Below are 25,855 nucleotides of genomic sequence, written 5' to 3'. Positions count from 1 at the left end.
ACCAGTCAGCGCGGGACGGCGGGCTTGTCGACGTCGTCCAGCAGGTCCTGCTCGTAGGCGATGCCGGGCCGCACCGGGTAGCCGGCGGGGGCGGCCGGCTCCAGGGCGCGCGGCGGCAGCACCAGGGTCCTGGTCTGCCCCGGGACCTTGGTGGAGAGCCAGAGGCGACGGCAGGAGAGCACCGCGGCGGCCAGCAGCGTCAGGTTCCGCGCCGTCAGGACGGCCACGCCCCAGGGCTCGCTGGCGACGACCTGGCCGAACAGGATCGGGAACTCCAGCATGGTCAGCAGCGTGGTGACCAGGACCAGCACCGCCACCGGCCGCTGGCTGGTGCCGCGCACGGTCAGGCAGACGGCCGCGACGCCGACGATCCAGACCATGTACTGCGGGCTGATCACCCGGCTGGTCACGGTGAAGACCAGCAGCGCCGCGAGCGCCGCGTCGTAGGTGGTGGCCGAGGTCCAGCGGCGGGCCCGCAGCCGCCAGAACAGCAGCCAGCCGAAGCCGCCGACCGAGGCGGCCAGCGCCAGCTTGGTGATCACCGGCACCCACGGCCCGAGCATCTCCACCGAGCCGTAGTTCATCTTCACCTCGCCCTGCCAGCCGCCGAAGATCCGGGCGTAGTGCAGCGGCAGCGCGCCGAGCGACTCCACCTCGATGCCCCGGTCGCGCTGGAACTTGAGGAACTCGAAGGCACCGTTCATCCCCGCCGTGAGCAGGAAGCCGAGCGCGCTGAACGAGGCGATCGCCGCCGTCCAGGAGCGCCGGGTGCGGCGGCCCTTCGGGGTGCCGAGCAGGGCCAGCACCGGCCAGACCTTCACCAGCCCGCCGAGGCCGAGCAGCGCCCCGCCCAGGCCCGGGCGGCGCAGCAGCACCAGCAGCCCGGCCACCGCCAGGGCGGTCACCAGGATGTCGTAGCGGCAGTAGACCGTCGGCCCCAGCAGCGGAACCCCGGCCACCCAGACCCAGGCTCCGGAGAAGCTCCGGCCGCGCCTGGTCCCGGCCCGCGTCAGCAGCACCATGGTGACGGCGTCGAAGACCGCGCAGAGCACCCAGAAGGACACCAGGTAGGACCAGGGCAGCAGCCCCGGCAGCAGGATCACCAGGGCGGCGCCGGGCGGGTACTGCCAGGTGACGTCGTCCAGCGGGAAGGTGCCGGTCTGCAGCACCTGGTACCAGCCGTGGTAGATCACCGACACGTCGGCGGTGACGTCGGTGGCGGCGATCCGGAGCACTCCGGTCACGATCAGGACGAGCAGCGTCCGGGTGGCCAGCCAGCCGCCGGCCAGCGCCCACAGCGCACCTCCGGCCGGCCTCGGCGAACCGTTCGCGGGTACGGGGGCGCGCTCGACCGCGCTCAGACCGGTGCTCCCGGCCGGGACCAACTCCACCGCACTCCCTCGTCCACGCGTGCGCGCACCGCGCCCGTCCACCCCGGCCCCCGTCCGCCCTCCCGGCCTGCGGCCTTCTCGCCGGGCGCAGACTCCGTCAGGTCCGATCGGCCAACGGATGCGCGGCCGGTCGCGTTCCCGGCGCACCGGGGTGTTGACCTATCGTACGGACCACCGACCGGTACACCGAGCACCCCCCGACCGAGCGAGCCGTGACATGCAGAAGACCCTGATCGTCACCAACGACTTCCCGCCCCGCCCGGGCGGGATCCAGGCGTTCGTGCACAACATGGCCGTCCGGCAGCCCCCGGGCAGCGTGGTGGTCTACGCGTCGACCTGGCGGGACGGCACCGAGGTGGCCCGGTTCGACGCCGAGCAGCCGTTCCCGGTGATCCGGGACCGGACGAGGATGATGGTGCCGACGCCCCGGGTCACCCGGCGGGCCGCCGAGATCCTGCGGGCCGAGGGCTGCGACTCGGTCTGGTTCGGCGCGGCCGCCCCGCTCGGCCTGATGGCCCCCCGGCTGCGTCGGGCCGGGGCCGGACGGCTGCTCGGCATGACGCACGGTCACGAGGCCGCCTGGGCCCAGCTGCCCGCCTCCCGGCAGCTGCTGCGCCGGATCGGCGAGGGCACCGACGTGCTCACCTACCTCGGCGAGTACACCCGCTCCCGGATCGCCTCGGCGGTCGGCCCGGCCGCCGCCGCCCGGATGGTGCAGCTGCCGCCCGGCGTGGACGAGGGGACCTTCCGGCCGGACTCCGGCGGCGACGCCGTCCGGGCCGCGCTCGGCCTGACGGACCGTCCGGTGGTGGTCTGCGTCTCCCGGCTGGTGCCGCGCAAGGGGCAGGACACGTTGATCGCCGCACTGCCGCAGATCCTGCGCGACGTGCCGGACGCGGTGCTGCTGATCGTCGGCGACGGCCCGTACCGGGGCGAGCTGGAGAAGCTCGCCGAGCGCACCGGGGTCGCGGCCTCCGTCCGCTTCACCGGCGCCGTGCCGTGGTCCGAACTGCCCGCGCACTACGGGGCCGGGGACGTCTTCGCGATGCCCTGCCGCACCCGGCGCGGCGGGCTGGACGTGGAGGGCCTGGGCATCGTCTACCTGGAGGCCAGCGCCACCGGTCTGCCGGTGGTCGCGGGGGACTCCGGCGGGGCCCCGGACGCGGTGCTGGAGGGCGAGACCGGCTACGTGGTGCCCGGCGGCTCCCCGGCGGCGGCCGCCGAACGGATCGTCAGGCTGCTGAAGGACCCTCAGCTGCGCGCCACCATGGGCGAGGCCGGCCGCCGCTGGGTCGAGCGCTCCTGGCGCTGGGACCTGCTGGCCGGCCGGCTCACCTCGCTGCTCGCGCAGCAGTAGCGCTGCTGTGCAGCGCCCCGACAGGGGCGCGAGGAACTGCGCGCTGGGGAACGGCAGTACGTGCAACTGGCTGACGTGCCCCGATCTCACACCGGGCCGCCTTCCGGTTCGCGCAGTTCCTCGCGCCCCTGGCGGGGTGTCAGCGCCGGTAGAGGCCCTCGACCTCGTCGGCGAAGTCCTTCATGACCACGTTCCGCTTGAGCTTCAGCGAGGGCGTCAGGTGGCCGGTCTCCTCGGAGAAGACGGTGTCGAGGATGCGGAACTTCTTGACCGCCTCGGCCTGGGAGACGGCCTGGTTGCCGTCGTCCACGGCGGACTGGATGGTGGCCAGCAGGTCGGCGTCGTCCCGCAGTTCGGCCACGGTGGCGCCGACCGGCTTGCCGTGGGCCTCCTTCCAGCGCGGGAAGAAGTCCTCGTCGATGGTGACCAGGCAGGCGATGAACGGCTTGCGGTCGCCGACCACCATGACCTCGCCGACCAGGGCGTGCGCCCGGATCCGGTCCTCGATCACGGCCGGGGCGACGTTCTTGCCGCCCGCGGTGACCAGGATCTCCTTCTTCCGTCCGGTGATGGTCAGGTAGCCGTCGGCGTCCAGGGTGCCCAGGTCGCCGGTGGCGAACCAGCCGTCGCGCAGCGCCTCGGCGGTGGCCTCGGGGTTGTTCCAGTAGCCGGTGAAGACCTGAGGACCCTTCAGCAGTACCTCGCCGTCCTCGGCGATCCGGGCCGAGGAGCCGGGCAGGGGCTGGCCGACGGTGCCGATCTTCGGCTTGTCGTGCGGGTTGAAGGAGGTGGCGGCGCAGGTCTCGGTGAGGCCGTAGCCCTCCAGGACGGTGAAGCCGACGCCCCGGTAGAAGTGGCCCAGGCGCTCGCCCAGCGGGGCGCCGCCGGAGATGGCGTGGGTGGCCCGGCCGCCGAGCGCGGCCCGCAGCTTGCGGTAGACCAGCCGGTCGAAGACCGCGTGCTTGACCTTGAGGCCCAGCGAGGCGCCGCCGTGGTCCAGCGCGCGGCTGTAGGCGATGGCGGTGTCGGCGGCCTTGTCGAAGATCTTGCCCTTGCCGTCGGCCTGCGCCTTGGCCCGGGCGGTGTTGTAGACCTTCTCGAACACCCGGGGCACGCCGAGGATCAACGTCGGCCGGAAGGAGGCCAGTTCGGCGGTGACGTCCTTGATGTCGGAGACGTGGCCGAGCTTGATCGGGGCGATCGCGGCGGCGATCTCGGCGATCCGGCCGAGCACGTGGGCCAGCGGCAGGAAGAGCAGCACCGAGGCCTCGCCGGTGCGGAACAGCGGCTCCATCCGGGCCGTCACGTTGCCGAGCTCGGCCAGGAAGTTGCCGTGGGTGAGCTGACAGCCCTTCGGGCGGCCGGTGGTGCCCGAGGTGTAGACGATGGTGGCGATGGTGTCGGCGGTGGCGATCGAGCGGCGCTCGGTCACGGTGGTGTCGGCGACCCCCTTGCCCGCCTCGGCCAGCGCGGCCAGCGCGCCGTCCTCGATCTGCCAGGTGTGCTTCAGCTCCGGCAGCCGCTCGCGCAGCCCCTCCACCAGCGCCGCGTGCGCAGCGGTCTCGGTCACCACGGCGACCGCGCCGGAGTCACCCAGGATCCAGGCCACCTGCTCGGCGGAGGAGGTCTCGTACACCGGCACGGTGATGGCGCCCGCGCACCAGATCGCGAAGTCCAGCACGGTCCACTCGTAGCGGGTGCGCGACATCACGCCGACCCGGTCGCCCGGCGCGACGCCGGCGGCGATCAGGCCCTTGGCGGCGGAGTGCACCTCGGCCAGGAACTGAGTGGCGGTCAGGTCGGTCCACTGCCCGTCCAGCTTGCGGCTGACGACCGCGACGCCCGGGTGCCGCTCCGCGTTCTGGTGGACCAGGTCGGAGAGGTTGCCCCCGCTGGGTACCTGGTAGCGGGCCGGATTGCTGAACTCGAGCAAGGCTGCTCCTCGTCTGCGACGCTGCGGGACGGCAGGACGTTACTGCCCGGTAGGACGAATGGCCAGACTTGTTCGCCGAGGTGTTCGAAGCGTCACATCGTCCGGGTACTCCGTTTCTGCCCGACTCGCACCTTACGACAGCGTAGGGATACCCGCCGGTAGCCCCTGGTCCCTTGACCTGCGGCGACGCCCCGGCGGCCGGTGGGCTCCCGGTGGCGCGATAGCCTTCCCTGGGCGCACACCTGAATGAGGACAGCGGAGGCCGTGCCATGGCGGAACACACCAGGTCGAGCATCACCATCGACGCGAGCCCGGCCGAGGTCATGGCCGTGATCGCCGACTTCGCCGCGTACCCCGCCTGGACCGGTGAGGTCAAGGAGGTGGAGGTGCTCTCCACCGTCGAGGACGGCCGCGCCGCCGAGGTCCGCCTGGTGCTGGACGCCGGCGCGATCCGCGACGAGCACGTGCTCGCCTACACCTGGGACGGCGACCGCGAGGTCAGCTGGACGCTGGTCAAGAGCCAGATGCTCCGCTCCCTGGACGGCTCCTACACCCTGGCCCCGGCCGGGAAGGGCACCGCCGTCACCTACCAGCTCGCGGTGGACGTCAAGATCCCGATGCTCGGCATGATCAAGCGCAAGGCCGAGAAGGTCATCATCGACCGCGCCCTCGCCGGCCTCAAGAAGCGCGTCGAAGGCTGACGCCGCCTGCCGCCCGCAGGGCGGCCAGGGGCGCGGGGAACTGCGCGAGTCCGGAAGGCGGCCCAGAGCGAGATCGGGGCACGAGAGCCAGTTGCAGCGCGTGCCGTTCCCCTGCGCGCAGTTCCTCGCGCCCCCGGTGCAGCCACCTTCGCCCGACCCCGGTGCAAGAGAGGACCCCGATGCGGACGATCCTGGTCAGTGGTGACGGCGCCGAGCTGGTGGCCGCCGCGACCGCGCTGCACCACGCCGGCCGCGGGCGGCGGACCCACCTGCTGGCGGCGGACGACCCGCACCGGGCGATGGACGCCCTGCTCGGGGTGCGCCTCACCGCCGAACCCGCCCGCTACGCCGACGCCCTGACGGTCGCCCGGACCGATCCGCAGGCCGCCTTCCGGGACGCGGTGCACGGGATCCAGGACGCGCTCGGCCCGGCCCTGGACCTGCTCGGCGCGACCCCGCTCGACCGGGAGGAGCTCACCGCCCTCCCCGGCACCGCCCAGCTCGCCCTGCTCGGGGCGCTGCGCCGCGCCGAGGCCGCCGTCCTGGTGGTGGCCGCGCCCCGCCCCGCCGAACTGATCGCCGCCCTCGCCCTGCCGGAGCAGCTGGACCGCCACCTGGCCCGGCTGCTGCCGGAGCAGCGCCAGGCCGCCCGGGCGCTGCGCCCGCTGCTGGCCGCCGTCGCCGGGGTGCCGATGCCCGCCGACTGGCTGTTCGAGGCCCGCGGCCGGGCCGCCGCCGCCCTGGCCGGGGCCCGCGCCGTGATCGAGGCCCCGACCACCACCGTCCGCCTGGTGGTGGACGCGGCCGCGCCCCGCCCGCAGGAGCTGCGCCGGGCCCGGGCCGGCCTGGCCCTGCACCGGCTGCGGCTGGACGCGGTGGTCGCCCACCGTGCGCTGCCCGCCGCCGCGCTCGGCTCCGCCGACCCCTGGCTGGCCGACCGGGCCGCCCGTGAGCATGACGAACTGGCCGCGTTGGCGGAGGAGTTGGACGTCCCCCTGCTGATCAGCCGTCAGCCCGAGCCCACCCTGGAGTCGGTGGCCGCCCGGCTCTACGAGGGTGCGGCCCCCGCCGTGGCCGAGCACCCGTGGTGGGTGGAGGACCGGCTGGCCGAGGACGGTCTGCTGGTCTGGCACCTGACGCTTCCCGGCGCCGACCGGACGGAGCTCGACCTGGTCCGGCGGGGCGACGAGCTGGTGCTGGGCCTCGGCGACCACCGCCGGATCCTGGAGCTGCCCTCGGCGCTGCGCCGCTGCACCGTCAGCGGTGCCGCGCTCACCGACGGGGTGCTCTCCGTCCGCTTCGCCCCGGACCACGATCTCTGGCCGCGCGGGTAGTGTCGGCCGCCAACCATCACTGAGGGAGGGCCCGATGGCCGAGGAGCAGCAGGACAGCGACCTGGTGGAGGAGGTCCGGAAGATCGCCGCCGCCGTGGGGGAGAAGGCCCAGGAGACGGTGGGCCGCTGGCGCGAGCAGAACCCCGAGGTCTACGGCCACCTGGCCGCCGCCGGGGGTGAACTGCTGGCCGCGTACCGGGCGGCGGTGAGCGGCCACGAGCGCCGCTGGTCGGCACCCGGACGCGCCGAGGCCGAGCACATCGACCTCGACGGAGCGTCGGACAAGTAGTGAACCAACCAATCCTGGCCGGTGAAGCCGCGGCTCCGTAACGTCACCGGATGGGGCAAAACGTACGACTCCTGAATGCTCATCGCCACGTGAGTGGGAATTGTCTTCGAATAATGTATGAATCACTGTGTACGGGAGCCCCCTTCTGCGGGTACCGTTCCGCTCAGCGGGAACGAGTGAATAGCTGAGGGAGACATGGCTCTGACCATCGGCGTCGATGTCGGCGGCACGAAGATCGCGGCCGGCGTGGTCGACGAGAACGGCGAGATCCTCGCCCGGACCAGGGTCCCCACCCCGGCCGACCCCCAGTGGGCGGTGGACGCCATCGCCCAGGCGGTGCGCGAGCTCAAGGAGCAGTACCCGGACGTGGCCGGCGTGGGCGTCGGCGCCCCCGGCTTCGTCGACCGCGAGCGCGCCACGGTGATCTTCGCGCCCAACATCGACTGGGAGAACGAGCCGCTCAAGACCCGGGTCGAGGAGCTCACCGGCCTCGAGACCGTGGTGGAGAACGACGCCAACTGCGCGGCCTGGGCCGAGTTCCGTTTCGGGGCTGCGGCCGAGCACTCCGACATGGTGCTGATCACCGTCGGCACCGGCATCGGCGGCGGCATCGTCCTCGACGGCCGGCTGCACCGCGGCCGCTTCGGCGTGGCCGGCGAGATCGGCCACCTCAACATGGTCCCGGACGGCCTGCTCTGCGGCTGCGGCGGCCACGGCTGCTGGGAGCAGTACGGCTCCGGCCGCGCGCTGCGCCGCTACGGCCGGGAGAAGGCCGCCGCCGACGCGGTGGCCGGCCGCCGGATGCTGGAGCTCAACGACGGCGTCGCCGAGACCATCCGCGGCATCCACATCACCGAGGCCGCGGCCGAGGGCGACCCGCTCGCCCTGGAGTGCTACGCCGAGCTGGCCGACTGGCTGGGCCGCGGCATGGCCGACCTGGCCGCCCTCTTCGACCCGGCCGTCTTCGTGCTCGGCGGCGGCGTCTCCGACTCCGGCGACCTGCTGCTCGACCCGGTCGCCAAGGCCTTCCAGCAGTACCTGACGGGCGGCGTCCACCGCCCCCGCGCCGAGGTGGCGCTCGCCTCCATGGGCTCCGCCGCGGGCATCGTCGGCGCCGCCGACCTGGCCCGCACCTGAGCGTCCCCGACGCACCGTCAAGGCCGGGACCCCGCAAGGGATCCCGGCCTTCGTCGTACCGCCTAGACTCCTTCCCGTAGTCCATCGGGGGAGGACCGTCATGACCCGCACCACCGCCGCCGTCGCGGCCGCCGGCCTGCTGCTCACCGTCTGTACCGCCTGCACCGCCGAACCGCCGCGGAGCACGCCGGGCGGCGGATCGGCCCCGGCCCGGATGCCGGCCGAGGGGCGGGACGTGGCGGCGGAGTTCACCGCGCACGTCGAGCGGTACGGCACGCCGGAGCAGCGCGGTGCCGTGCTCGGGCACATCACCCGGGCCACCCGGGACGTGCCGCAGGACGGGCACACCAACAGCTACCTCGCCACCGACTGGGAGGATTCCCAGCCCTCCCGCACCGAACTGATCATCCGTTCGTACCTGTCCTGGACCGGCGGGAGCGAGCGCGGTGCCATGCTGGTGCTCTACCGGAAGGACGGCGCGGTGATGGCCGCCGCCGACCTCCCGTCCTGGCAGGGCAGGTGAGGGACGGGTGAGCCGCCGGGCGGGCCATAGACTCCTCGGATGGACACCACCCCGCCCGACCGGTTGACCGGCACCCTGCTCGACGGCCGGTACCGGATCGAGCAGCGGATCGCGGTCGGCGGGATGGCCACCGTCTACCGGGCCACCGACACCCGGCTGGACCGGACGGTGGCGGTCAAGGTGATGCACCCCTCGCTGGCCGCGGACGCCGAGTTCACCGGCCGGTTCATCCGCGAGGCCAAGGCCGTCGCCCGGCTCGCCCACCCCAACGTGGTGAACGTCTTCGACCAGGGGGCCGACGGCGCCGCGGTCTTCCTGGCCATGGAGTACGTCCCCGGCCGCACCCTGCGGGACCTGCTCCGCGACCGCGGCGCGCTCAGCGTGCGGGCCGCCCTCGACGTGCTGGAGCCGGTGCTCGCCGCCCTCGGCGCCGCCCACCGGGCCGGGCTGGTGCACCGGGACGTCAAGCCGGAGAACGTGCTGATCACCGACGGCGGCCTGGTCAAGGTCGCCGACTTCGGCCTGGTCCGGCTGCTCACCGGCTCCGACGGGGTCACCGAGACCACCAGCGCGAGCACCGTGCTGGGCACCGTCTCCTACCTGGCGCCCGAGCAGGTGCGGCCCGGGCTCCCCACCGACCAGCGGGTGGACGTCTACGCGGCCGGCATCCTGCTCTACGAGATGCTCACCGGCAGCAAGCCGCACACCGGCGAGAACCCGATGCAGGTGATCTACCGTCACCTGCACGAGGACGTGCCGCCGCCCTCGCGCACCGCCCCGGCAGCCGGCCCCGGCCTGGACGCGATAGTGGCCGCCGCCACCGCGCGCGACCCGCAGGGCCGCCCCTGGGACGCGGTCGAACTGCTGGCCACCCTGCAGCGCGCCCGCCGCGCCCTGACGCCCGCTCAGCTGGACGCCGAACCCCCGGCCTCGGCCCGCCGCAGCCCGCTCCACCCCACCACCGAGGCCACCTCGGTGCTCGACCGGGTCGAGCCGACCAGCGTGCTGGAGCTCGACCCGCCGACCATGACGCTCGGCCGGATCCGCCCGTACGACGAGCCCGCCCCCGTCCGCCCGGCCCGCCGCCGGCGGCTGCCGCGCAAGCCGCTGGTCTGGGGTTCGGTGCTGGCGGCCGTGCTGCTGCTGGTCGGCGGCACCACGTACGCGCTCTCCGAGGGGCTGTACGGCACGGTGCCGGGCATCCTGACGCAGAGTCAGGAGCAGGCCGAGCAGGCGCTGGAGGCGGCCGGACTGCAGGGCAGCTACGTGCAGCAGTACAGCGAGAGCGTCCCGGAGGGGAAGGTGCTGGCCACCGACCCCGGCGTGGGTGCCCGGGCGCGCAAGAGCGATCCGGTGAAGGTGACCGTCTCCCGCGGGCCGGAGCGGGTGGCGGTGCCGCCGCTGGTCGGCCAGCCGCAGGAGCAGGCGGCCCGTCAGCTGGCCGACGCCCGGCTGTCCGCGGGCACCGTCACCGAGCAGTACAGCGACACGGTGCCCCAGGGCGCGGTGGTCTCGGCCGATCCGGCCCCCGGCACCCGGCTGGCGGTCGGCGCGCCGGTCGCCCTGACGGTCAGCAAGGGGATGCACCTGGTGCCGGACGTGACCGGGATGGGCCAGGCCGACGCCGAGCGCACCCTCAAGGCCGCCGGGTACCGGGTGGAGGTGAAGGGCTACAACGTCTTCGGGACGGCGAAGGCGAGCGGTCAGTCGCCCGCGGCGGGCCAGCCGCTGAAGCAGGACGGCCTGGTGACGGTGACCTTCCCGCTGGGCTGACGCCGGCTCAGCGCAGCGGCCCGTCCCCGGGCTCCTCCTGGTAGGAGTAACGCTTCTCCGCCCAGGGGTCGGCCAGGTTGTGGTACCCGCGCTCCTCCCAGAAGCCGCGCCGGTCGGCCCGCATGTACTCGACCGCGCGGACCCACTTGGGGCCCTTCCAGGCGTACCGCCCGGGCACCACCAGCCGCACCGGGAAGCCGTGCTCCACGGTGAGCGGCTCGCCGTCGTGGTGGGTGGCGAAGACGGTGGAGGGGTCCGCGAAGTCGGCCAGGCTCAGGTTGGCGCTGTAGCCGTACTCGGCCCAGACCATCACGTGGGTGACGTGGTCGGCCGGAGGCACCAGGTCGAGCACGGTCGAGGCGGACACGCCGCACCACTCGTTGTCGAGCATCGAGAAGCGGGTGACGCAGTGGAAGTCGCCGCGCACCGTCACCCGGGGGAGGGACTGGAACTCCTCGAAGCCCCAACTGTGCTTCTCCGCCGAGGCGGTGGCCCCGAAGACCTGGAAGTCCCAGGTCATCGGCTTGAAGCGGGGGACCGGGCCGTAGTGCAGGACGGGCCAGCCGCGCTGGAGCCGTTGGCCCGGGGGGAGTCTCGGATCAGCCGGCGGATCTGCTTCGCGTTCTGACTGACCCATGGCTCCATGGTGACAGACCACCGGACGGCCGCCGCGCCCGCCCCTCCGGACGGCTCTCGAAAACCATCAAATCGGATAGTTCGACACATCTGCCACTAAGCGTGAACTTACTGGAAATGCACGGCAAAAGGGTGTCACGATGCGGTCAGTCGTACAGCTGAACAGAGCAACAGGAGGGCACCGCCATGAAGGGCGACGCCGAGGTCATCGAGTTCCTCAACGAGCAGCTCACCGCCGAGCTGACCGCGATCAACCAGTACTTCCTGCACGCGAAGATGCAGGAGAACTTCGGCTGGACCAAGCTCGCGAAGTACACCCGGCACGAGTCCATCGACGAGATGAAGCACGCCGAGGTACTGACCGACCGGATCCTCTTCCTGGACGGGCTGCCCAACTACCAGCGGCTCTTCCACGTCCGGATCGGCCAGACCATCAAGGAGATGTTCGAGGCCGACCGGCAGGTCGAGGTGGAGGCGATCGACCGCCTCAAGCGCGGCATCGTGGTCATGCGGGCGAAGAACGACGTGACCTCGGCCAACATCTTCGAGGCCATCCTCGCGGACGAGGAGCACCACATCGACTACCTGGACACCCAGCTGGAGCTCCTGGAGCGGCTCGGCGAGCCGCTCTACCTGGCCCAGCTGATCGAGCAGCCGGAGTCCTGAGGGGTCAGGCCGCGTGCGCCGCGGTCTCCGGCTCGGCCAGGCCGAGCTTGGCCGCCAGGCGCGCGGTGGGGCAGGGGCGTGCGCCGTGCTCGCCGAGCAGGGCCTGTATCCGTCGCACACAGGACCCGCAGTCGGTGCCGGCCTTGCAGCCCTGGGCTATCTGGCGGGGCGTCTGGGCGCCCTCGTCGATCTGCTGCTTGACCTGCGCCTCGGTGACCGCATGACACATGCACACGTACATCGCGGTGACTCCAGGGACTAGGGCGGCCGATCAATGAGCTAAGGCTTACCTTACCCATAATTCCGGGCACGAAAAAGACCCCTCCGCTTCCGTAACCCGGAAAGCGGAGGGGTCTTCGTCACATCGGCCGGACCGAGGGCCTACTGGTTGCGGTACATCTCCGCGACCAGGAAGGCCAGGTCGAGCGACTGGCTGCGGTTCAGGCGCGGGTCGCAGGCCGTCTCGTAGCGCTGGTGCAGGTCGTCGACCAGCACCTCGTCGCCACCGCCGACGCACTCGGTGACGTCGTCACCGGTGAGCTCGACGTGGATGCCGCCCGGGTGGGTGCCCAGGGCGCGGTGCACCTCGAAGAAGCCCTTGACCTCGTCGAGCACGTCGTCGAAGCGGCGGGTCTTGTGGCCGCTGGAGGCCTCGAAGGTGTTGCCGTGCATCGGGTCGCAGATCCACACCGGCTGGGCGCCGGAGGCCGTGACCTTCTCGACCAGGGTGGGCAGGTGCTCGCGGACCTTGCCCGCGCCCATCCGGGTGATGAAGGTCAGGCGGCCGGGCTCGCGCTCCGGGTCGAGCCGCTCGATCAGGGTGAGCGCCTCGTCGACCGTGGTGGTCGGGCCGAGCTTCACGCCGATCGGGTTGCGGACCTTGGCGGCGAACTCGATGTGCGCGTGGTCCAGCTGACGGGTGCGCTCGCCGATCCAGACCATGTGGCCGGAGACGTCGTACAGGTCGCCGGTGCGCGAGTCGGTCCGGGTCATGGCCGTCTCGTAGTCGAGGATCAGCGCCTCGTGCGAGGAGTAGAACTCGACCGTCTTGAACTCCTCGGGGGCGACCCCGCAGGCGTTCATGAAGGCCAGCGCGTTGTCGATCTCGCGGGCCAGCTGCTCGTACCGCTGGCCGGCGGGCGAGTTGCGCACGAAGTCCTGGTTCCAGGCGTGCACCTGGCGCAGGTCGGCGTAGCCACCGGTGGTGAAGGCGCGGACCAGGTTCAGCGTCGCCGCGGAGGCGTTGTACATCCGCTTGAGCCGCTCCGGGTCCGGGATCCGGGACTCCGGGGTGAACTCGAAGCCGTTCACCGAGTCGCCGCGGTAGACCGGGAGGGTCACACCGTCGCGGGTCTCGGTCGACTTGGAGCGCGGCTTGGAGTACTGGCCGGCGATCCGGCCCACCTTCACGACCGGCACCGAGGCCGCGTACGTGAGCACGGCGGCCATCTGGAGCAGGGTCTTGAGCTTGTTGCGGATGTGGTCCGCCGAGACGCCGTCGAAGGCCTCGGCGCAGTCGCCGCCCTGGAGCAGGAACGCCTCACCACGTGCGACGGCAGCGAGCCGGGAACGCAGCTGGTCGCACTCGCCGGCGAAGACGAGGGGCGGATAGGACGCGAGGTCCGCAAGCACCTTGCGCAGAGCCTCTTGGTCCGGCCATTCAGGCTGCTGCGCCGCGGGCAGGGACTGCCAGGAGTGATGATTCGTCACGGTCACGAGGTCAAGGCTACGGGGTGTGACGTCCGAATCGTGACCACCGCCCGATGGGTGAGACACCGCGCGGACAAACGGGTGACCCGCTTCACTCCGCCGGGCGGGCCCGCTAGGCTCTGCCCCATGAACGCGCCGCACACCTTCTCCTGGTGGTGGGCCAACCCCACGGGTGGCCCACGGATCGCGCGTTCCTAGACGCTTGAGACGGCCGCCCCACGGGGCGGCCGTCGGCGTATCGGAGAGCAGGACGGCCTCCCGGAAGCGGAAAACCCAGACCCGCGAACGCTCCGGAAGGACCGATCCACCGTGACCAGCCTCACCTCGCTGACCGACCTGCTCGCCCGCCTCGCCGCGCCCGGCGCCCCGGCCCACGCCCTGCTGCACCGCCGCACCCCGCGGCACGCCGTGGACACCGTCGAGGTCCTGGTCGGCACGGTCGGCGCGTACGACACGCTGGCCGAGCTGCCCGTCCCGGACGGCGCGCCGCAGGGCGGGGCCCGGCACGACCTGCTCGCCCTGGTGCCGTACCGGCAGATCCGCGAGCGGGGCTTCGACGCCCACGACGACGGCACCCCGCTGCAGGCGCTGCGGATCGAGGAGCAGTACGCCTTCCCGCTGGCCGAGGTGCTGGCCGCGCTGCCGGAGCCGGTGATCGCGCTGGAGGGCGGCGGGTTCGACATCCCGGACGAGGAGTACGCCGGGATCGTCCGGCGGGTGATCGCGGACGAGATCGGCCGCGGCGAGGGCGCCAACTTCGTGATCCGGCGTGACTTCACGGCCCGCCTCGGCGAGTTCGGCCCGGCCACCCCGCTGGGGCTGTTCGGCCGGCTGCTGGAGCAGGAGCGCGGGGCGTACTGGACCTTCCTGGTGTACACCGGCGAGAGGTACCTGGTCGGGGCCTCGCCCGAGGTCCACGTCCGGCAGAGCGGCGGCACGGTGGTGATGAACCCGATCTCGGGCACCTACCGCTATCCGGCCGGGGGCCCTGACATCGACTCGCTGCTGGACTTCCTGCACGACCCCAAGGAGCTGGAGGAGCTCACCATGGTGGTCGACGAGGAGCTCAAGATGATGTGCACCGTCGGCGACCTCGGCGGTCAGGTGCTCGGCCCCCGGCTCAAGGAGATGGCCCACCTCGCGCACACCGAGTACGAGCTGCGCGGGCGCACCTCGCTGGACGTCCGGGAGGTGCTGAAGGAGACCATGTTCGCCGCCACCGTGACGGGCAGCCCGGTGCAGAACGCCACCCGGGTGATCAAGCGCTACGAGCGCACCGGGCGCGGCTACTACTCCGGCGCGCTGGCCCTGATCGGCCGCTCGGCCGGCGGCGGCCAGCAGCTGGACTCGCCGATCTGCATCCGCACCGTCGACATCGCCCCCGACGGCGCCCTGGTGGTGCGCGCCGGGGCGACCCTGGTGCGCCACTCCGACCCGGACTCCGAGGTGGCCGAGACGCACGCCAAGGCGGCCGGGGTGCTCACCGCGATCGGGGCCCGGCCGGCGCCGGCCGGGCGCACCGCCCGCCGGGGCGGGCCGGTGCTGGCGGACGACCACCGGGTGCAGACCTCGCTGGACTCCCGGCGGGCCAAGCTGGCGCCGTTCTGGCTGCGGATGCAGCAGCCGGCGGTCGTCACGGCCGAGCACGAGACCCTGGTGGTCGACGGCGAGGACACCTTCACCTCGATGCTGGCCCACCTGCTCCGCTCGCTCGGCCACCGGGTGCGGGTGCTGCGCTACGACACCCCCGGCCTGCGCGGACTGCTGACGGCCCATCAGGGCCCGCTGGTGCTCGGCCCCGGTCCGGGCGACCCGGCCGACCCCGCCGACGCCAAGATGGCGGTGCTGCGGCCGATCGTCGCGGACGCGCTGGCCGCCGCGCGCTCCGGTGCCCGGACGGCCCCGCTGCTCGCCGTCTGCCTCAGCCACCAGCTGGTCAGCGCGGAGTTCGGCCTGCCGCTGGCCCGCAAGGACGTTCCGTACCAGGGCGCCCAGGAGGGCGTGGACCTGTTCGGCACCCGGCACACCGTCGGCTTCTACAACACCTTCACCGCCCGCTGCACCGACGCCGACGCGGCCCGGCTGGCCGCCGAGGGCGTCGAGGTGGCCCGGGCGGACGACTCCGAGGACGTCGTCGCGCTGCGCGGGCCGGGCTTCGCCACGCTCCAGTTCCACCCGGAGTCGGTGCTCACCCGGGACGGCGTCTCGCTGGTCGCCGAGCTGCTGCGGGCGGCGGTCGCGGTCTGAGGGGCCGGCCGAGGGGCCGGCCGGGGGCGGTCAGAGGGTGTCGTCCAGGCCCTGCTCGATGGCGTAGCGCACCAGCTCCACGCGGTTGTGGAGCTGGAGCTTGCCGAGGGTGTTCTGGACGTGGTTCTGCACCGTGCGGTGGGAGAGCACCAGGCGGTCGGCGATCTGACGGTACGACAGGCCCTTGGCGACCAGGCGGAGCACCTCGGTCTCGCGCGCGGTCAGCTGCGGCGCGGCGGGGGAGGCGGGCGCGGCCGGTTCGGTGGCGAGGCGGCGGAACTCGCCGAGCACCAGACCGGCCAGGCCCGGGGTGAAGACCGGGTCGCCCTGGGCGGTGCGGCGGACGGCGTCGATCAGCTCGTCCCGGTGCGCGGACTTGACGAGGTACCCGGTGGCACCCGACTTCACCGCCTCCAGCACGTCCGCGTGCTCGCCGCTGGCGGAGAGCACCAGGACCCGGACGGTCGGGTCCTGGGTGACGACCTGCCGGCAGACCGCCACCCCGGGCAGCGTCGGCAGGTTCAGGTCCAGCACCACCACCTGCGGCAGGCTCGCCCGCGCCCGCCGGACCGCCTCCTCGCCGTCCCCGGCCGTCGCCACCACGTCGAACCCGGCCTCCGCGAGGTCCCGCGACACCGCCTCCCGCCACATCGGGTGGTCGTCGACGACCATGACGCGGACCTGAGCGTCCATCAGGGGGCTCCTCGGGGTGTGCAGGTGCTCGTACGTTCCCGGGGAGGTTAGCAACCGCCCCGCCCCGGTCCGGCGTCCCCCGGGCATGAGCGAGCTCGGAACGGACGGACGGGACGGCGACGGGGCCGCCGGGTGGGGCCGGGACGCCGGCCGGGGCGGCGGGCGGTCGTGGGCCGGCGTCGCCGGGTGGCTGGTGCTCACGGTGCCGCTGGCCGCGGTGGTCTCCGTGCTGTGCGGCGCGCTGGTCCTCCCCCTCACCTGCTTCGGCGGCACGGAGGCCCCGTGGCTGGTGATCTCCGGCCTGTTCTGGCTGGTCCTGGCCGGCGGGCCGGCCGTCCGGGGCCTGCGGCGCCGGCGGGTGCCCTGGTGGACCCCGGTGGCACTGGCCCTGCTGACGGTGCCGCTGTACCTCGCCGTGCTGGCCTCGGGCCCGCTGCCGAGCGACGACTGCTACGGGAACGTGTGGTGACGCGGCGTCAGCCGCGCGGCTGGCGGGGGACGCGGAGCTCGACCTCGACGCCCTCGCCCGGGGCGGAGTAGAGGTCGGCGGTGCCGCCCAGGTCGAGGAGGCGGCCCCGGATGGACTGGGAGACGCCGAGGCGTCCGGCGGCCTCGGCCTCGCCGAGCCGCTCGGGGGCGTAGCCGGGGCCGTCGTCGCGGATGGAGACGGTGACGGCCGCGGGTTCGTCCTCGACCAGGATCCAGGCGCGGGCGGCGGGGCCGGCGTGGCGGCGGACGTTGTCGACGGCGGCGCCGACCGCGGCGGTGAGCTCGGCGGCGGCCGGGGCGGGGAGCAGCACGGGGGTGGCGGGCGCGGAGAGGGTGACGCGGTCGTCGGCGTAGCGGGCCAGCAGGGCGCTGAGGTCCTCCTCCTCGGTGGAGGAGGCGACCGGCTGGTGGCCCGTCATCAGGGCGCGCAGGGCACGTTCCTGTTCCCCCGCCAGGCGGCCGAGCTCGTCGGCGTCGCCCTCCCGCCGCTGGACCAGCGCCAGCACCTGGAGGACGCCGTCGTGGATGTCCCGGGAGAGCCGCTCGCGCTCGCGGGTGGCGGCCTCGACCTGGAGCGCCCGGGTGAGGGCGCTCTCGCCGGCCCGGGCGATCTCGATGACGTAGCCGATGGCGCAGCCGGCGACCATCAGCAGCACGATGTTGTGCAGGTTGTCGGGGGTGACGCCGCCGTGCCCGGCGATGTTGGCGATCCCGATGACCGCCCCCGCGAACGCGGCCCAGCGCCAGCCGCCCTTGCCGGCGAAGCCGAGCACGGTGCCGGCCGCCCAGATGGTGGGCAGGGTGGGCGCCCCGGCGGTGATCCGCTCCGGCTTGTCGATGATGCCGCTCATCACGATGCCGGTCACGGCGAACGCCATGTCGGTGGCGAGCACGTACCAGGTGCAGCGCTGCGGCCCGGCGAAGGCCCGGGTGGAGGCGAGCGTCCAGAGGGTGAGCGCGCCGAGGTAGATCCAGCCGGAGACGGGGTGCAGGAAGTCCAGGTAGGAGCCGAAGAACCGGAGCACCGCGTAGGCGAGCGCGAGCACCCGGAAGGTGGAGATGGCGCGCCAGAGCGGCATCTCCACCGACATCCCGCCGGCCCCCAGGGGCCCGCCCCAGCCCGGTCGTTGAACGTCCATCAGACCCCCCGGGCCCCGACTACTCGGGCTTCTCGTCCTTCTCGGCGGCCTCGGCGGCGGCCAGCTCGGCGGCGGCCTTCTTCTCCGCCTCCTGCTGCGCCTTGACGGCCTTCTGCTCGGCCTTGCGCTCGGAGTCGGCGCGCTTCTTGTCCTCGGCGATCTGCCGCTTGGCGGCGGTCGCGTAGATGTCCACGTACTCCTGGCCGGACAGGCGCATGATCTCGTACATCACCTCGTCGGTGACCGAGCGCAGGATGAAGCGGTCGTTCTCCATGCCGTGGTAGCGGGAGAAGTCGAGCGGGCGGCCGATCCGGATGCCGGGGCGGATGCCGAAGTTGGGCTTGACCTGGCCGGGCGGCTGCACCTTCTCGGTGTCGATCATCGCGACCGGGATCACCGGGGCGCCGGTGGCCAGCGCGACGCGGGCCAGGCCGCCGACCTTGCCGCGGTAGAGCTTGCCGTCGGGGGAGCGGGTGCCCTCGGGGTAGACCCCGAACAGCTCGCCGCTCTCGATCACCGCGATGGCGCTGCGGATCGCGGCCTCACCCGCGCCGCGCACGCCCGAGCGGTCCACCGGGAGCTGGCCGACGCCCTTGAAGAACGCGGCGGTCAGCTTGCCCTTGAGGCCGGGGGTGTTGAAGTACTCCGCCTTGGCGATGAAGGTCACCCGACGCTTCATCAGGGCGGGGAGGAAGAACGAGTCCGAGAAGGAGAGGTGGTTGCTGGCGATGATCGCCGGGCCGTCCTCGGGGATGTTCTCGGCACCCTCGATCCAGGGCCGGAAGAAGATCCGCAGCAGCGGTGCGACGATCATCTTCATCAGTCGGTAGAACAACCGGGGCCTCCTGGAGTGCGGACCGCACGATCCTAATGCTTCCGGCCGGTCCGGTACGCACCGGCGGGTCTGTACGAGCCGTGTCCCAGCGTGGGACGATTCGAGCGTCAGTTCCCTGGTGCGGCCGCCCGAAGCTCGTGGCCCGCCCGACTCGCCGAGGAGCCCGCCGATGCCGCTGATGCCCGGTGCCGAACCGTTCCACCGGGAGGGCGGGCCGGTCGGAGTGCTGTTCGTGCACGGCTTCACCGGCTCGCCGCAGTCGATGCGGCCCTGGGCCGAGGAGTTCGCCGCCGCCGGGTACACCGTCTCGCTCCCGCTGCTCCCCGGCCACGGCACCCGCTGGCAGGACATGCAGGTGACGCGCTGGGAGGACTGGTACGCCGAGGTGGACCGGGCCTTCCGGGAGCTGTCGGAGACCTGCGAGCGGGTCTTCGTCTGCGCGCTCTCGATGGGCGGTGCGCTGGCCCTGCGGCTGGCCGCCCGGCACGGTTCGGCGCTGGCCGGTCTGGTGCTCGTCAACCCGTCCGTGCGTTCCGACAACCCCGCAAGTGTGTTGTTGCCGGTGGTCCGCCACCTGGTGCCCAGCCTGCCGGGGGTGGCCGACGACATCGCCAAGCCGGGTGTGCACGAACTCGGTTACGACCGGACGCCGTTGCACGCGGCCTGGTCACTGGCCCGGCTCTGGAGGACGGTGCAGGCGGAGCTGCCGGACGTCCGCCAGCCGGTGCTGCTGCTGCACAGTCCGCAGGACCACGTGGTCTCCCCGGCCAACTCCGAGTTGGTGCTGGCCCGGATATCCTCGACCGATGTGACCGAGCTGCTCTGCGAGCGCAGCTACCACGTGGCCACGCTGGACCACGACGCCGGACTGATCGTCGAGTCGAGCCTCGACTTCGTCCGGCGGCTGACCCCGGCCGCCGTCGTGGAGGCGCGTGGCGTGGACGTGAGTGCCGAGGACCACCTGGGCTGAAGGGCCGGCAGTGCAGATGAACAACACCGCGGGCGACGACGAGGAACTGCCCCTGGACGGCAAGGCGAAGCCCGAGCCGTCGGGCGGGTCCGACGTGCCCGCGCGCCGTCCGCTCGGCGGCAGCCAGGCCGAGCAGGACGCGATCTTCGCGGCACTGGTGGCCCAGTTCGACGATCCGGTCGACCTGACCGACCCGGACTGGCCCGAGATCGAGAACGTCCGGGCCAAGGAGACCAAGGCCCGCGAGGCCCGGCAGGACCTGCCCGGCGGCGCCGACGGGCTGGACGAGTTCGCCCCGCAGCCGCGCCGCCGCCCGGAGGCGCCCGGCCCCCGCGACTACGTGGCCGCGGAGGACCCGGACGAGGGCCACTTCGTGCCGCCGGAGCCGCCGCCGCTGCCCTCCCTGGACACCACCGCCCGGTTCGCCTGGCTCGCGGTGCTCGGCGGGCCGGCGCTGCTCCTGTTCGACGTGCTGGTCTGGCGCGAGGTCTCCGGCTGGCCGGCCTGGGTGGGCGTCAGCGCCTTCCTGGGCGGCTTCGCCACCCTGGTGATCCGGATGAAGGACCGCGACGAGGACGAGCCGGAGGACCCGCACGGCGGTGCGGTGGTCTGAGCCGTGACGGCATCGGAATCGAAGGTGGGGGTCGGAACGCCGCGCGGGGGCGCATACTGGCGAAGATGACGAAATCAGGAGCAGGACGCCGCGCACTGCCCACCAGTCCCTTCAAGGCGCAACCGCAGCCCGAAGCCAAGGAGTTCACGGTGGGGGAGCGGGTGTCGCACGACCAGTACGGCCTGGGCCGGGTGATCGCCCTGGAGGACGGCCCCGACCGTGCCGTCCTGGTCGACTGCGGCTCGCAGCGCGTGCGGGTCTGCGCCCCGTACACCCGTCTGTTCAACCTCTGACGGCGGGCACCCGTACGGCGGCGAGCAGTGGCAGGTGGTCGGTGGCGGCCACCAGGTCGGCCCGGGTGACGCCCGGCAGGCCGTGCGGCACGCCGCAGGCCAGTACCTCCACGCCCGGAGTCGCGAAGAGCGCGTCGATCCGCTGGTGCGGGTCGGAGGGGACGGAGGTGTTGGTGCCGCCCCACGGAGCCGTGGCGTGGCCGTCCTGGTAGCGCTCGGCCATCCGGCGCCAGCCGGGCCCGTCCGGGTGCTCGTTGAAGTCCCCGGCCACGAAGCCCTCCTCGCCCGGCCCGAACTGCTCGGGCAGCAGGGCGAACTGCCGCAGCCGCTCGTCCGGGTCCAGGCTCAGGTGGCAGCTGGTCACGGTGAACGGGGCCGAGCCGCCGATCCGCACCCGGGCGGTGGCGAAGCCGCGCGCGTGCAGGCCCCTGGTCTTGGGCAGCAGCCGGTCCCGGACCTCCAGCACGTCCACCGAGAGCCGCCCGAGCAGCAGCGGTCCGGCGGCGATCCGGCCGCCGCCGGAGAGGATCACCAGCCCGCTGCGGGCGGCCAGCCAGGCCGCCTGCCCCTCGGGGCGCCAGTACCGCGGTGACTCCTGGACGCAGACCACGTCCGGCGCGCAGGCCCGGACCACCCGCACCAGCGCGTCCCGGTCGTCGCGCAGGGAGCGCACGTTGTAGCTCAACACCCGGACCGTGCGGGACCCGTCGGCCCCGGTCCCGGACTCCGGCAGCGGAGGCAGCTGGTTCGGTCGGCTCACCCGGCCGATGCTACCGAGACGAGCCCCCGCAGGGGCCGTACTCCTGACTCTCGACGCGCGCCGTGTAGTCGTTGCCCACCTTGACGTAGAGGGCGGCCTCCCCGGCCGCGTAGTCCCGGGCGAAGTCGGCGGTCCACGGGAAGAACCCCTCGAAGGAGACCCGGTAGCACCAGCCCGGGTCCACCCGGAGGGTGTCCCAGTCCTGTCCCGCCGGGGTCTGCCGGCCCGGCGGGACGGTCGCCCAGCGCTGCTCGGACTCGGCCGAGGCGCAGCCGGGCCGACGGAGCGTCAGGTCGCCGGTGGACTGGCCGCCCGCGCAGTAGTTGCGCCCGGCGGTGAGCGGGCGGTCCGCGGCGTTGACGGTCTCCGAGCAGACGCCGGTGCAGCCGCCGCCGGGCAGCGGCACCGCGACGGCGCCCGCCAGGGCGAGCGCCAGCACGGCGGCGACCGTCAGTGCTCGGTGCATCGGCGCTCCCGTCCCGGCGTCACGTGGCTCCGCCAGCATAGGAGCCGCCGCGCACGCTCGGTGCCGGGCGGAGTGCCGGTCAGAAGGCCGGGCGCTCCCGGGTGTCCAGGTCGGCCCGGCCGGCCATCGCGGAGGAGGCCTCCGCGTGGAAGCGGCGCGGGATCCGGCCGGCCCGGTGGGCCAGGCGGCCGGCCTCGGCCGCGTGCCGCATGGCCTCGGCCATCAGCACCGGCTGCTGGGCCCGGGTGACGGCGGAGGCCAGCATCACGGCGGCGCAGCCGAGTTCCATCGCCAGTGCCACGTCGGAGGCGGTGCCCGCGCCCGCGTCCAGGATCACCGGGACGCCGGCGCTCTCCACGATCAGCTGGAAGTTGTGCGGGTTGCGGATGCCCAGGCCCGAACCGATCGGGGAGCCGAGCGGCATCACGGCCGCGCAGCCGACGTCCTCCAGCTTGCGGGCCAGCACCGGGTCGTCGTTGGTGTAGGGCAGCACGGTGAAGCCGTCGTCCACCAGGGTCTCGGCCGCGTCCAGGAGTTCGACCGGGTCGGGAAGCAGGGTGCGCTCGTCGGCGATCACCTCCAGCTTCACCCAGTCGGTGCCGAGCGCCTCGCGGGCCAGCCGGGCGGTGAGCACGGCCTCCCCGGCGGTGTAGCAGCCGGCCGTGTTCGGCAGCACCTGGATGTTGTTGCGGGTCAGCACGTCCAGCACCGAGCCCTGGGTGCCCGGGTCGACCCGGCGCATCGCCACGGTGGTCAGCTGGGTGCCGGAGGCCAGCAGGGCCTGCTCCAGCACCTCCAGGCTGGGGGCGCCGCCGGTGCCCATGATCAGGCGGGAGTCGAACGCCGTTCCGGCGATGACGAGTTGGTCGTCGGCCATGGTCAGCCTCCCTGCACTGCGGTGAGGATCTCCACCCGGTCACCCGGGCTGAGCACGGTCACGTTCCACGAACTGCGCGGCACCACGGCCTCGTTGACGGCGGCGGCCACCCCGCTGGGGGAGGCGCTGAGCTGGCCGACCACGGTGTCCAGGGTGGTGGCGGCGGGCACCTCGCGCGGGGTGCCGTTGACGGTGAGGGGGATCGGGCTCGGCTGGTTCATGCGGCGGCCTTCGGGGCGAAGCGGCTGGGGGAGAAGGGGGCGGCCAGCGCGGGCACCGCGCCGGTGGCCAGGTAGTCGGCGGTCAGGTCGGCGGTGACCGGGGTGAGCAGCACCCCGTTGCGGTAGTGGCCGGTGGCGGCGACCAGGCCCGGCAGGGCGGTCGGGCCGAGCAGCGGGGCGTTGTCCGGCGAGCCGGGGCGCAGCCCCGCGCCGGTCTCCACCAACGGGAGCTCGGTCAGACCGGGCACCAACTCGTGCGCGTCGCGCAGCAGTTCGTAGACCCCGCCGGCGGTGACGGTGGTGTCGTAGCCCTGCTCCTCGCTGGTCGCGCCGATCACCAGCTCGCCGTCCGCGCGCGGCACCAGGTAGATGTGCTGACCGCGCACCACGGCCCGGACGTTGCGGGACAGGAACGGCGCGTACGCGGAGGGCACCCGCAGGCGCAGCACCTGCCCCTTCACCGGCCGCACCGGCGGCAGCACGCCGTCCGGCAGGCCGGGCAGGCGGTGGCTCTGCGGCCCGGCGGCGAGCACCACCTGGGCCGCCGCCACCTCCTCGCCGGAGCTGAGGCGGGCGCCGGTGGCCCGCCCGTCCGCGACGACCAGCTCCACGGCGGCGGAGCGGGTGAGGGTGACGTTGGAGCGCTCGCAGGCCAGCACCAGGGCGGCGGCCAGCCGTCGGCCGTCCACCTGGTGGTCGCCGGTCACGTGCAGGCCGCCGCGGACCCCGGGGGCCAGCATCGGTTCGAGCTTGCGGGCCTCCCGGCCGGTCAGCCAGTGCGACTCCAGGCCGAGGCGCTGCTGAAAGGCGTGCAGCTCGCGCAGCTCCTCCCGGTCGTCGGAGTCGAGCGCCACCGCGAGGGTGCCGGTGCGGCGGTAGCCGGTCTCCAGGTCGGTGAGGTCGGTGAGCTCGGCGACGAAGTCCGCGTAGCGGTCGTTGGACGCCATCCCGAGGCGCAGCAGCGGCTCCTCGCCGTACTGCAGCTCGGTGACGGGGGCCAGCATGCCCGCCGCGACCTGGGCCGCGCCCCGGCCGGGCTCGGGGTCCACCACGGTGACGGCGAGCCCGCGCTGGGCGGTCCGCCAGGCGACCGCGAGGCCGATGATGCCGCCGCCGATCACCAGGACGTCGGTCTCGGTGCGTGTCAAAGCCGTGCACTCCCTTCGCCGGAATGACCCGGATCAGGTTCGGACGGTCGCGGGCCGCCTCAGCCCGCCTCTCAGCCCGGTGCACCGGGCTCCCGTGGATACCGCCCCACCATATCCCCGCCCGGGGCACCCGCCGAAGGGCGAGTTCACGGAGTGAGAGCGCGTGCGGCGGGCGTCAGGCCTCGGCGGCGAGGAGGGCCGGGAGGAGGCCGGGGAAGCGGGACTCCAGATCCTCGGTGCGCAGCACGTTGAGCTTGGTTGTGCCCGCGTAGGTCTGCCGGATCAGGCCGGCCTCGCGCAGGACGTTGAAGTGGTGGGTGAGGGTGGAGCGGGAGACCGTGGCGTCGAAGGTGCCGCAGCTCATGCCGTCGGCCGCCTCGGACAGCTGGGTGACGATCCGCCGCCTGACCGGGTCGACCAGGGCGTCCAGGACCTGCTGCAGCGTCAGGTCGGCCGGATCGGGGTGCTCCAGGGTGCGGACCACGGTGACTCCTCGGGGGTGGGCGGGTAGGTCCCATCGTACGGCCGCCGCCGGTGAAGTTCGATGCCTGTCAAAGTTTGACGCGCGTCGAAGTTCGTGGTGAGGTCGTCCCGGTCAGTGGATCCGGCAGAAGGAGAGGCCACCCCATGGCACGACACGTCCAGTTCGACGAGATCGGCGGTCCCGAGGTCCTGACGGTGCGTCAGGTGGAGGTCCGCGCCCCCGGGCCCGGTGAGGCGCTGATCCGGGTGGAGGCGATCGGGCTCAACCGGGCCGAGGTGATGTTCCGTTCGGGCGGGTACTTCCTGCAGCCGGCCTTCCCCTCCGGCCTCGGGGCCGAGGCGGCCGGCGTGGTCGAGGAGCTCGGCCCGGACGTCACCGGCTTCGCCCCGGGCGACCGGGTCGGCGTCGTCCCGGCCTTCCCGCAGAACGTGTACGGCACCTACGGCGACCGCGTGATCGTCCCGGCCCACGCGCTGGTGCCCGCTCCGGCGGGCCTCGACCCGGTGAGCGGTGCGGCGGTCTGGATGGCGTACCTGACGGCGTACGGCGCCCTGGCGGAGGGCTCCCCGGTCCGGCCCGGCGACCACGTGCTGATCACCGCCGCCTCCAGCAGCGTCGGGTTGGCCGCGATCCAGACGGCCCGTCACCTCGGCGCGGTGCCGATCGCCACCACCCGGGGCGAGGCCAAGCGCAAGGCCCTGCTGGACGCCGGTGCGGAGCAGGTGATCGTCACCGACGAGGAGGACCTCCCCGCCCGGGTCGCCGAGATCACCGGCGGCCGGGGCGTCCGGCTGGCCTTCGACCCCGTCGCCGGCCCCGGAGTGAACACCCTCGCCCGGGCCATCGCCCCCGGCGGGCGGCTGGTGGTCTACGGCCGGCTCGACCCGCGGCCCACCCCGCTGCCCAACGCCGACGAGTACCCGGCCCTCAGCACCCGCACCTACACCCTCTTCGAGGTCACCTCCGACCCGGAGCGGCTGCGGCGCGGCGTCGCCTTCGTCACGGCGGGCCTGCGCAGCGGCTCGCTCGCACCGGTGGTGGACCGCACCTTCGACCTGGCGGACATCGCGGAGGCGCACCGGTACATGGAGGCCAACACCCACATCGGCAAGATCGTCGTCACCGTGGAGGCATAGCGGCGCCCCGCAGGGGCGCGAGGAACTGCGCGAG

At 73.4% G+C, this 25,855-nt stretch carries 28 protein-coding genes and 1 riboswitch; of the genes, 14 read left to right on the top strand and 14 right to left on the bottom strand.

Translation table 11 applies throughout. The annotated features are described in order from the left end of the window. Positions 1-5 precede the first annotated feature (5 nt). On the bottom strand, positions 6-1,391 hold the full coding sequence (locus tag ACWCYY_RS19805) for a glycosyltransferase 87 family protein (RefSeq protein WP_380150207.1): 1,386 nt from the start codon (positions 1,389-1,391) through the stop codon (positions 6-8). A 217-nt stretch (positions 1,392-1,608) separates the two neighbouring features. Here ACWCYY_RS19805 and ACWCYY_RS19800 point away from each other — a divergent pair, with 217 nt between their 5' ends. Beyond that, entirely contained in the window at positions 1,609-2,748 is a 1,140-nt protein-coding gene (locus tag ACWCYY_RS19800; protein WP_449796789.1) for a glycosyltransferase family 4 protein, read from the top strand. 139 nt (positions 2,749-2,887) lie between these two features. Here ACWCYY_RS19800 and ACWCYY_RS19795 read toward each other — a convergent pair whose 3' ends face one another. After that, positions 2,888-4,681 carry an AMP-dependent synthetase/ligase gene (locus ACWCYY_RS19795; protein ID WP_449796788.1) on the bottom strand — a complete coding sequence of 598 codons (1,794 nt, stop codon included), beginning with the start codon at positions 4,679-4,681 and terminating at the stop codon, positions 2,888-2,890. Positions 4,682-4,950: 269 nt separating this feature from the next. Here ACWCYY_RS19795 and ACWCYY_RS19790 point away from each other — a divergent pair, with 269 nt between their 5' ends. The 6 genes from ACWCYY_RS19790 to pknB all read left to right on the top strand — a co-directional run bounded on the left by ACWCYY_RS19790 (position 4,951) and on the right by pknB (position 10,438). Further along, positions 4,951-5,382 (top strand): SRPBCC family protein, encoded by a 432-nt coding sequence (locus ACWCYY_RS19790; RefSeq protein ID WP_345279809.1) that lies wholly within the window; start codon positions 4,951-4,953, stop codon positions 5,380-5,382. A 179-nt stretch (positions 5,383-5,561) separates the two neighbouring features. Next, complete coding sequence (locus tag ACWCYY_RS19785) at positions 5,562-6,716, top strand: ArsA family ATPase (protein WP_449796787.1); 1,155 nt, start codon at positions 5,562-5,564, stop codon at positions 6,714-6,716. 34 nt (positions 6,717-6,750) lie between these two features. Then, positions 6,751-7,005, top strand: a complete 255-nt coding sequence (locus ACWCYY_RS19780; protein ID WP_380150209.1) for a DUF5304 family protein — start codon at positions 6,751-6,753, stop codon at positions 7,003-7,005. A 195-nt stretch (positions 7,006-7,200) separates the two neighbouring features. Next, on the top strand, positions 7,201-8,142 hold the full coding sequence (locus tag ACWCYY_RS19775; RefSeq protein WP_345279805.1) for an ROK family glucokinase: 942 nt from the start codon (positions 7,201-7,203) through the stop codon (positions 8,140-8,142). 100 nt (positions 8,143-8,242) lie between these two features. Beyond that, complete coding sequence (locus ACWCYY_RS19770; protein ID WP_449796786.1) at positions 8,243-8,665, top strand: hypothetical protein; 423 nt, start codon at positions 8,243-8,245, stop codon at positions 8,663-8,665. A 39-nt stretch (positions 8,666-8,704) separates the two neighbouring features. Further along, the gene (gene pknB / locus ACWCYY_RS19765) at positions 8,705-10,438 is read left to right on the top strand and encodes a Stk1 family PASTA domain-containing Ser/Thr kinase (RefSeq protein WP_345279801.1); all 1,734 of its coding nucleotides are present in this window, start codon (positions 8,705-8,707) and stop codon (positions 10,436-10,438) included. 7 nt (positions 10,439-10,445) lie between these two features. On the opposite strand, the gene ACWCYY_RS19760 is transcribed toward pknB, so the two are convergent. Next, positions 10,446-11,075, bottom strand: coding sequence for a sulfite oxidase-like oxidoreductase (locus ACWCYY_RS19760; protein ID WP_345279799.1), 630 nt, complete (start codon positions 11,073-11,075; stop codon positions 10,446-10,448). 185 nt (positions 11,076-11,260) lie between these two features. On the opposite strand from ACWCYY_RS19760, the gene bfr reads away from it, so the two are divergent. Next, entirely contained in the window at positions 11,261-11,740 is a 480-nt protein-coding gene (gene bfr, locus ACWCYY_RS19755; RefSeq protein ID WP_449796785.1) for a bacterioferritin, read from the top strand. Between the two features lie 4 nt (positions 11,741-11,744). Here bfr and ACWCYY_RS19750 read toward each other — a convergent pair whose 3' ends face one another. Then, positions 11,745-11,981 carry a (2Fe-2S)-binding protein gene (locus tag ACWCYY_RS19750; protein WP_345279796.1) on the bottom strand — a complete coding sequence of 79 codons (237 nt, stop codon included), beginning with the start codon at positions 11,979-11,981 and terminating at the stop codon, positions 11,745-11,747. Positions 11,982-12,121: 140 nt separating this feature from the next. Beyond that, positions 12,122-13,456, bottom strand: coding sequence for a class II 3-deoxy-7-phosphoheptulonate synthase (locus tag ACWCYY_RS19745; RefSeq protein WP_380150210.1), 1,335 nt, complete (start codon positions 13,454-13,456; stop codon positions 12,122-12,124). A gap of 303 nt (positions 13,457-13,759) precedes the next feature. On the opposite strand from ACWCYY_RS19745, the gene ACWCYY_RS19740 reads away from it, so the two are divergent. Beyond that, on the top strand, positions 13,760-15,697 hold the full coding sequence (locus tag ACWCYY_RS19740; RefSeq protein WP_449796784.1) for an anthranilate synthase family protein: 1,938 nt from the start codon (positions 13,760-13,762) through the stop codon (positions 15,695-15,697). 30 nt (positions 15,698-15,727) lie between these two features. Here ACWCYY_RS19740 and ACWCYY_RS19735 read toward each other — a convergent pair whose 3' ends face one another. Next, positions 15,728-16,390 (bottom strand): response regulator transcription factor, encoded by a 663-nt coding sequence (locus ACWCYY_RS19735; RefSeq protein WP_345279792.1) that lies wholly within the window; start codon positions 16,388-16,390, stop codon positions 15,728-15,730. 85 nt (positions 16,391-16,475) lie between these two features. On the opposite strand from ACWCYY_RS19735, the gene ACWCYY_RS19730 reads away from it, so the two are divergent. Next, the gene (locus tag ACWCYY_RS19730) at positions 16,476-16,859 is read left to right on the top strand and encodes a hypothetical protein (RefSeq protein WP_345279790.1); all 384 of its coding nucleotides are present in this window, start codon (positions 16,476-16,478) and stop codon (positions 16,857-16,859) included. 7 nt (positions 16,860-16,866) lie between these two features. On the opposite strand, the gene macS is transcribed toward ACWCYY_RS19730, so the two are convergent. Beyond that, positions 16,867-18,018: a MacS family sensor histidine kinase gene (gene macS, locus ACWCYY_RS19725; RefSeq protein WP_345279788.1), complete on the bottom strand. Its 1,152-nt coding sequence runs from the start codon at positions 18,016-18,018 to the stop codon at positions 16,867-16,869. A 19-nt stretch (positions 18,019-18,037) separates the two neighbouring features. Continuing rightward, on the bottom strand, positions 18,038-18,853 hold the full coding sequence (locus ACWCYY_RS19720) for a lysophospholipid acyltransferase family protein (RefSeq protein ID WP_345279787.1): 816 nt from the start codon (positions 18,851-18,853) through the stop codon (positions 18,038-18,040). A 169-nt stretch (positions 18,854-19,022) separates the two neighbouring features. Between ACWCYY_RS19720 and ACWCYY_RS19715 the strand changes: the two genes are divergently transcribed. From ACWCYY_RS19715 to ACWCYY_RS19705, 3 genes are all read left to right on the top strand, one after another. Beyond that, the gene (locus ACWCYY_RS19715) at positions 19,023-19,823 is read left to right on the top strand and encodes an alpha/beta hydrolase (RefSeq protein ID WP_345279786.1); all 801 of its coding nucleotides are present in this window, start codon (positions 19,023-19,025) and stop codon (positions 19,821-19,823) included. A 16-nt stretch (positions 19,824-19,839) separates the two neighbouring features. Then, positions 19,840-20,436, top strand: a complete 597-nt coding sequence (locus tag ACWCYY_RS19710; protein ID WP_345279785.1) for a hypothetical protein — start codon at positions 19,840-19,842, stop codon at positions 20,434-20,436. A gap of 65 nt (positions 20,437-20,501) precedes the next feature. Then, on the top strand, positions 20,502-20,729 hold the full coding sequence (locus ACWCYY_RS19705; protein ID WP_345279784.1) for a hypothetical protein: 228 nt from the start codon (positions 20,502-20,504) through the stop codon (positions 20,727-20,729). Here ACWCYY_RS19705 and ACWCYY_RS19700 read toward each other — a convergent pair. The 6 genes from ACWCYY_RS19700 to ACWCYY_RS19675 all read right to left on the bottom strand — a co-directional run bounded on the left by ACWCYY_RS19700 (position 20,719) and on the right by ACWCYY_RS19675 (position 24,685). Continuing rightward, the gene (locus ACWCYY_RS19700) at positions 20,719-21,489 is read right to left on the bottom strand and encodes an endonuclease/exonuclease/phosphatase family protein (protein WP_345279783.1); all 771 of its coding nucleotides are present in this window, start codon (positions 21,487-21,489) and stop codon (positions 20,719-20,721) included. The two genes, ACWCYY_RS19705 and ACWCYY_RS19700, sit on opposite strands and share 11 nt — an antisense overlap. Positions 21,490-21,499: 10 nt before the next feature. Further along, positions 21,500-21,955 (bottom strand): hypothetical protein, encoded by a 456-nt coding sequence (locus ACWCYY_RS19695; RefSeq protein WP_345279782.1) that lies wholly within the window; start codon positions 21,953-21,955, stop codon positions 21,500-21,502. Between the two features lie 79 nt (positions 21,956-22,034). Then, positions 22,035-22,832 carry a thiazole synthase gene (locus ACWCYY_RS19690; RefSeq protein WP_345279781.1) on the bottom strand — a complete coding sequence of 266 codons (798 nt, stop codon included), beginning with the start codon at positions 22,830-22,832 and terminating at the stop codon, positions 22,035-22,037. Between the two features lie 2 nt (positions 22,833-22,834). Next, positions 22,835-23,053: a sulfur carrier protein ThiS gene (gene thiS / locus ACWCYY_RS19685; RefSeq protein WP_345279780.1), complete on the bottom strand. Its 219-nt coding sequence runs from the start codon at positions 23,051-23,053 to the stop codon at positions 22,835-22,837. Further along, positions 23,050-24,201, bottom strand: coding sequence for a glycine oxidase ThiO (thiO, locus tag ACWCYY_RS19680; protein WP_449796783.1), 1,152 nt, complete (start codon positions 24,199-24,201; stop codon positions 23,050-23,052). Before thiO ends, thiS begins: the two co-directional genes overlap by 4 nt. Further along, positions 24,195-24,307, bottom strand: a riboswitch (TPP riboswitch). It overlaps the preceding gene by 7 nt. Before the next feature lie 69 nt (positions 24,308-24,376). Further along, positions 24,377-24,685 (bottom strand): ArsR/SmtB family transcription factor, encoded by a 309-nt coding sequence (locus tag ACWCYY_RS19675; RefSeq protein ID WP_345279778.1) that lies wholly within the window; start codon positions 24,683-24,685, stop codon positions 24,377-24,379. Between the two features lie 143 nt (positions 24,686-24,828). On the opposite strand from ACWCYY_RS19675, the gene ACWCYY_RS19670 reads away from it, so the two are divergent. Next, complete coding sequence (locus ACWCYY_RS19670) at positions 24,829-25,821, top strand: zinc-dependent alcohol dehydrogenase family protein (protein WP_449796782.1); 993 nt, start codon at positions 24,829-24,831, stop codon at positions 25,819-25,821. The last annotated feature ends 34 nt before the right edge of the window (positions 25,822-25,855 follow it).

This window comes from Kitasatospora sp. NPDC001664 (assembly GCF_053596675.1).
This window is presented reverse-complemented; position numbering and strand designations above follow the sequence as displayed.

Coding starts and splice junctions, on each gene's coding strand:
- ACWCYY_RS19670 (WP_449796782.1), top strand. CDS start 24,829: ATGGCACGACACGTCCAGTTCGACGAGATCGGCGGTCCCGAGGTCCTG.
- thiS (WP_345279780.1), bottom strand. CDS start 23,053: ATGAACCAGCCGAGCCCGATCCCCCTCACCGTCAACGGCACCCCGCGC.
- ACWCYY_RS19705 (WP_345279784.1), top strand. CDS start 20,502: ATGACGAAATCAGGAGCAGGACGCCGCGCACTGCCCACCAGTCCCTTC.
- ACWCYY_RS19775 (WP_345279805.1), top strand. CDS start 7,201: ATGGCTCTGACCATCGGCGTCGATGTCGGCGGCACGAAGATCGCGGCC.
- ACWCYY_RS19690 (WP_345279781.1), bottom strand. CDS start 22,832: ATGGCCGACGACCAACTCGTCATCGCCGGAACGGCGTTCGACTCCCGC.
- ACWCYY_RS19785 (WP_449796787.1), top strand. CDS start 5,562: ATGCGGACGATCCTGGTCAGTGGTGACGGCGCCGAGCTGGTGGCCGCC.
- ACWCYY_RS19750 (WP_345279796.1), bottom strand. CDS start 11,981: ATGTACGTGTGCATGTGTCATGCGGTCACCGAGGCGCAGGTCAAGCAG.
- pknB (WP_345279801.1), top strand. CDS start 8,705: ATGGACACCACCCCGCCCGACCGGTTGACCGGCACCCTGCTCGACGGC.
- ACWCYY_RS19715 (WP_345279786.1), top strand. CDS start 19,023: ATGCCGCTGATGCCCGGTGCCGAACCGTTCCACCGGGAGGGCGGGCCG.
- ACWCYY_RS19800 (WP_449796789.1), top strand. CDS start 1,609: ATGCAGAAGACCCTGATCGTCACCAACGACTTCCCGCCCCGCCCGGGC.
- ACWCYY_RS19710 (WP_345279785.1), top strand. CDS start 19,840: ATGAACAACACCGCGGGCGACGACGAGGAACTGCCCCTGGACGGCAAG.
- ACWCYY_RS19760 (WP_345279799.1), bottom strand. CDS start 11,075: ATGGGTCAGTCAGAACGCGAAGCAGATCCGCCGGCTGATCCGAGACTC.
- ACWCYY_RS19735 (WP_345279792.1), bottom strand. CDS start 16,390: ATGGACGCTCAGGTCCGCGTCATGGTCGTCGACGACCACCCGATGTGG.
- ACWCYY_RS19730 (WP_345279790.1), top strand. CDS start 16,476: ATGAGCGAGCTCGGAACGGACGGACGGGACGGCGACGGGGCCGCCGGG.
- ACWCYY_RS19770 (WP_449796786.1), top strand. CDS start 8,243: ATGACCCGCACCACCGCCGCCGTCGCGGCCGCCGGCCTGCTGCTCACC.
- ACWCYY_RS19790 (WP_345279809.1), top strand. CDS start 4,951: ATGGCGGAACACACCAGGTCGAGCATCACCATCGACGCGAGCCCGGCC.
- ACWCYY_RS19695 (WP_345279782.1), bottom strand. CDS start 21,955: ATGCACCGAGCACTGACGGTCGCCGCCGTGCTGGCGCTCGCCCTGGCG.
- macS (WP_345279788.1), bottom strand. CDS start 18,018: ATGGACGTTCAACGACCGGGCTGGGGCGGGCCCCTGGGGGCCGGCGGG.
- bfr (WP_449796785.1), top strand. CDS start 11,261: ATGAAGGGCGACGCCGAGGTCATCGAGTTCCTCAACGAGCAGCTCACC.
- ACWCYY_RS19780 (WP_380150209.1), top strand. CDS start 6,751: ATGGCCGAGGAGCAGCAGGACAGCGACCTGGTGGAGGAGGTCCGGAAG.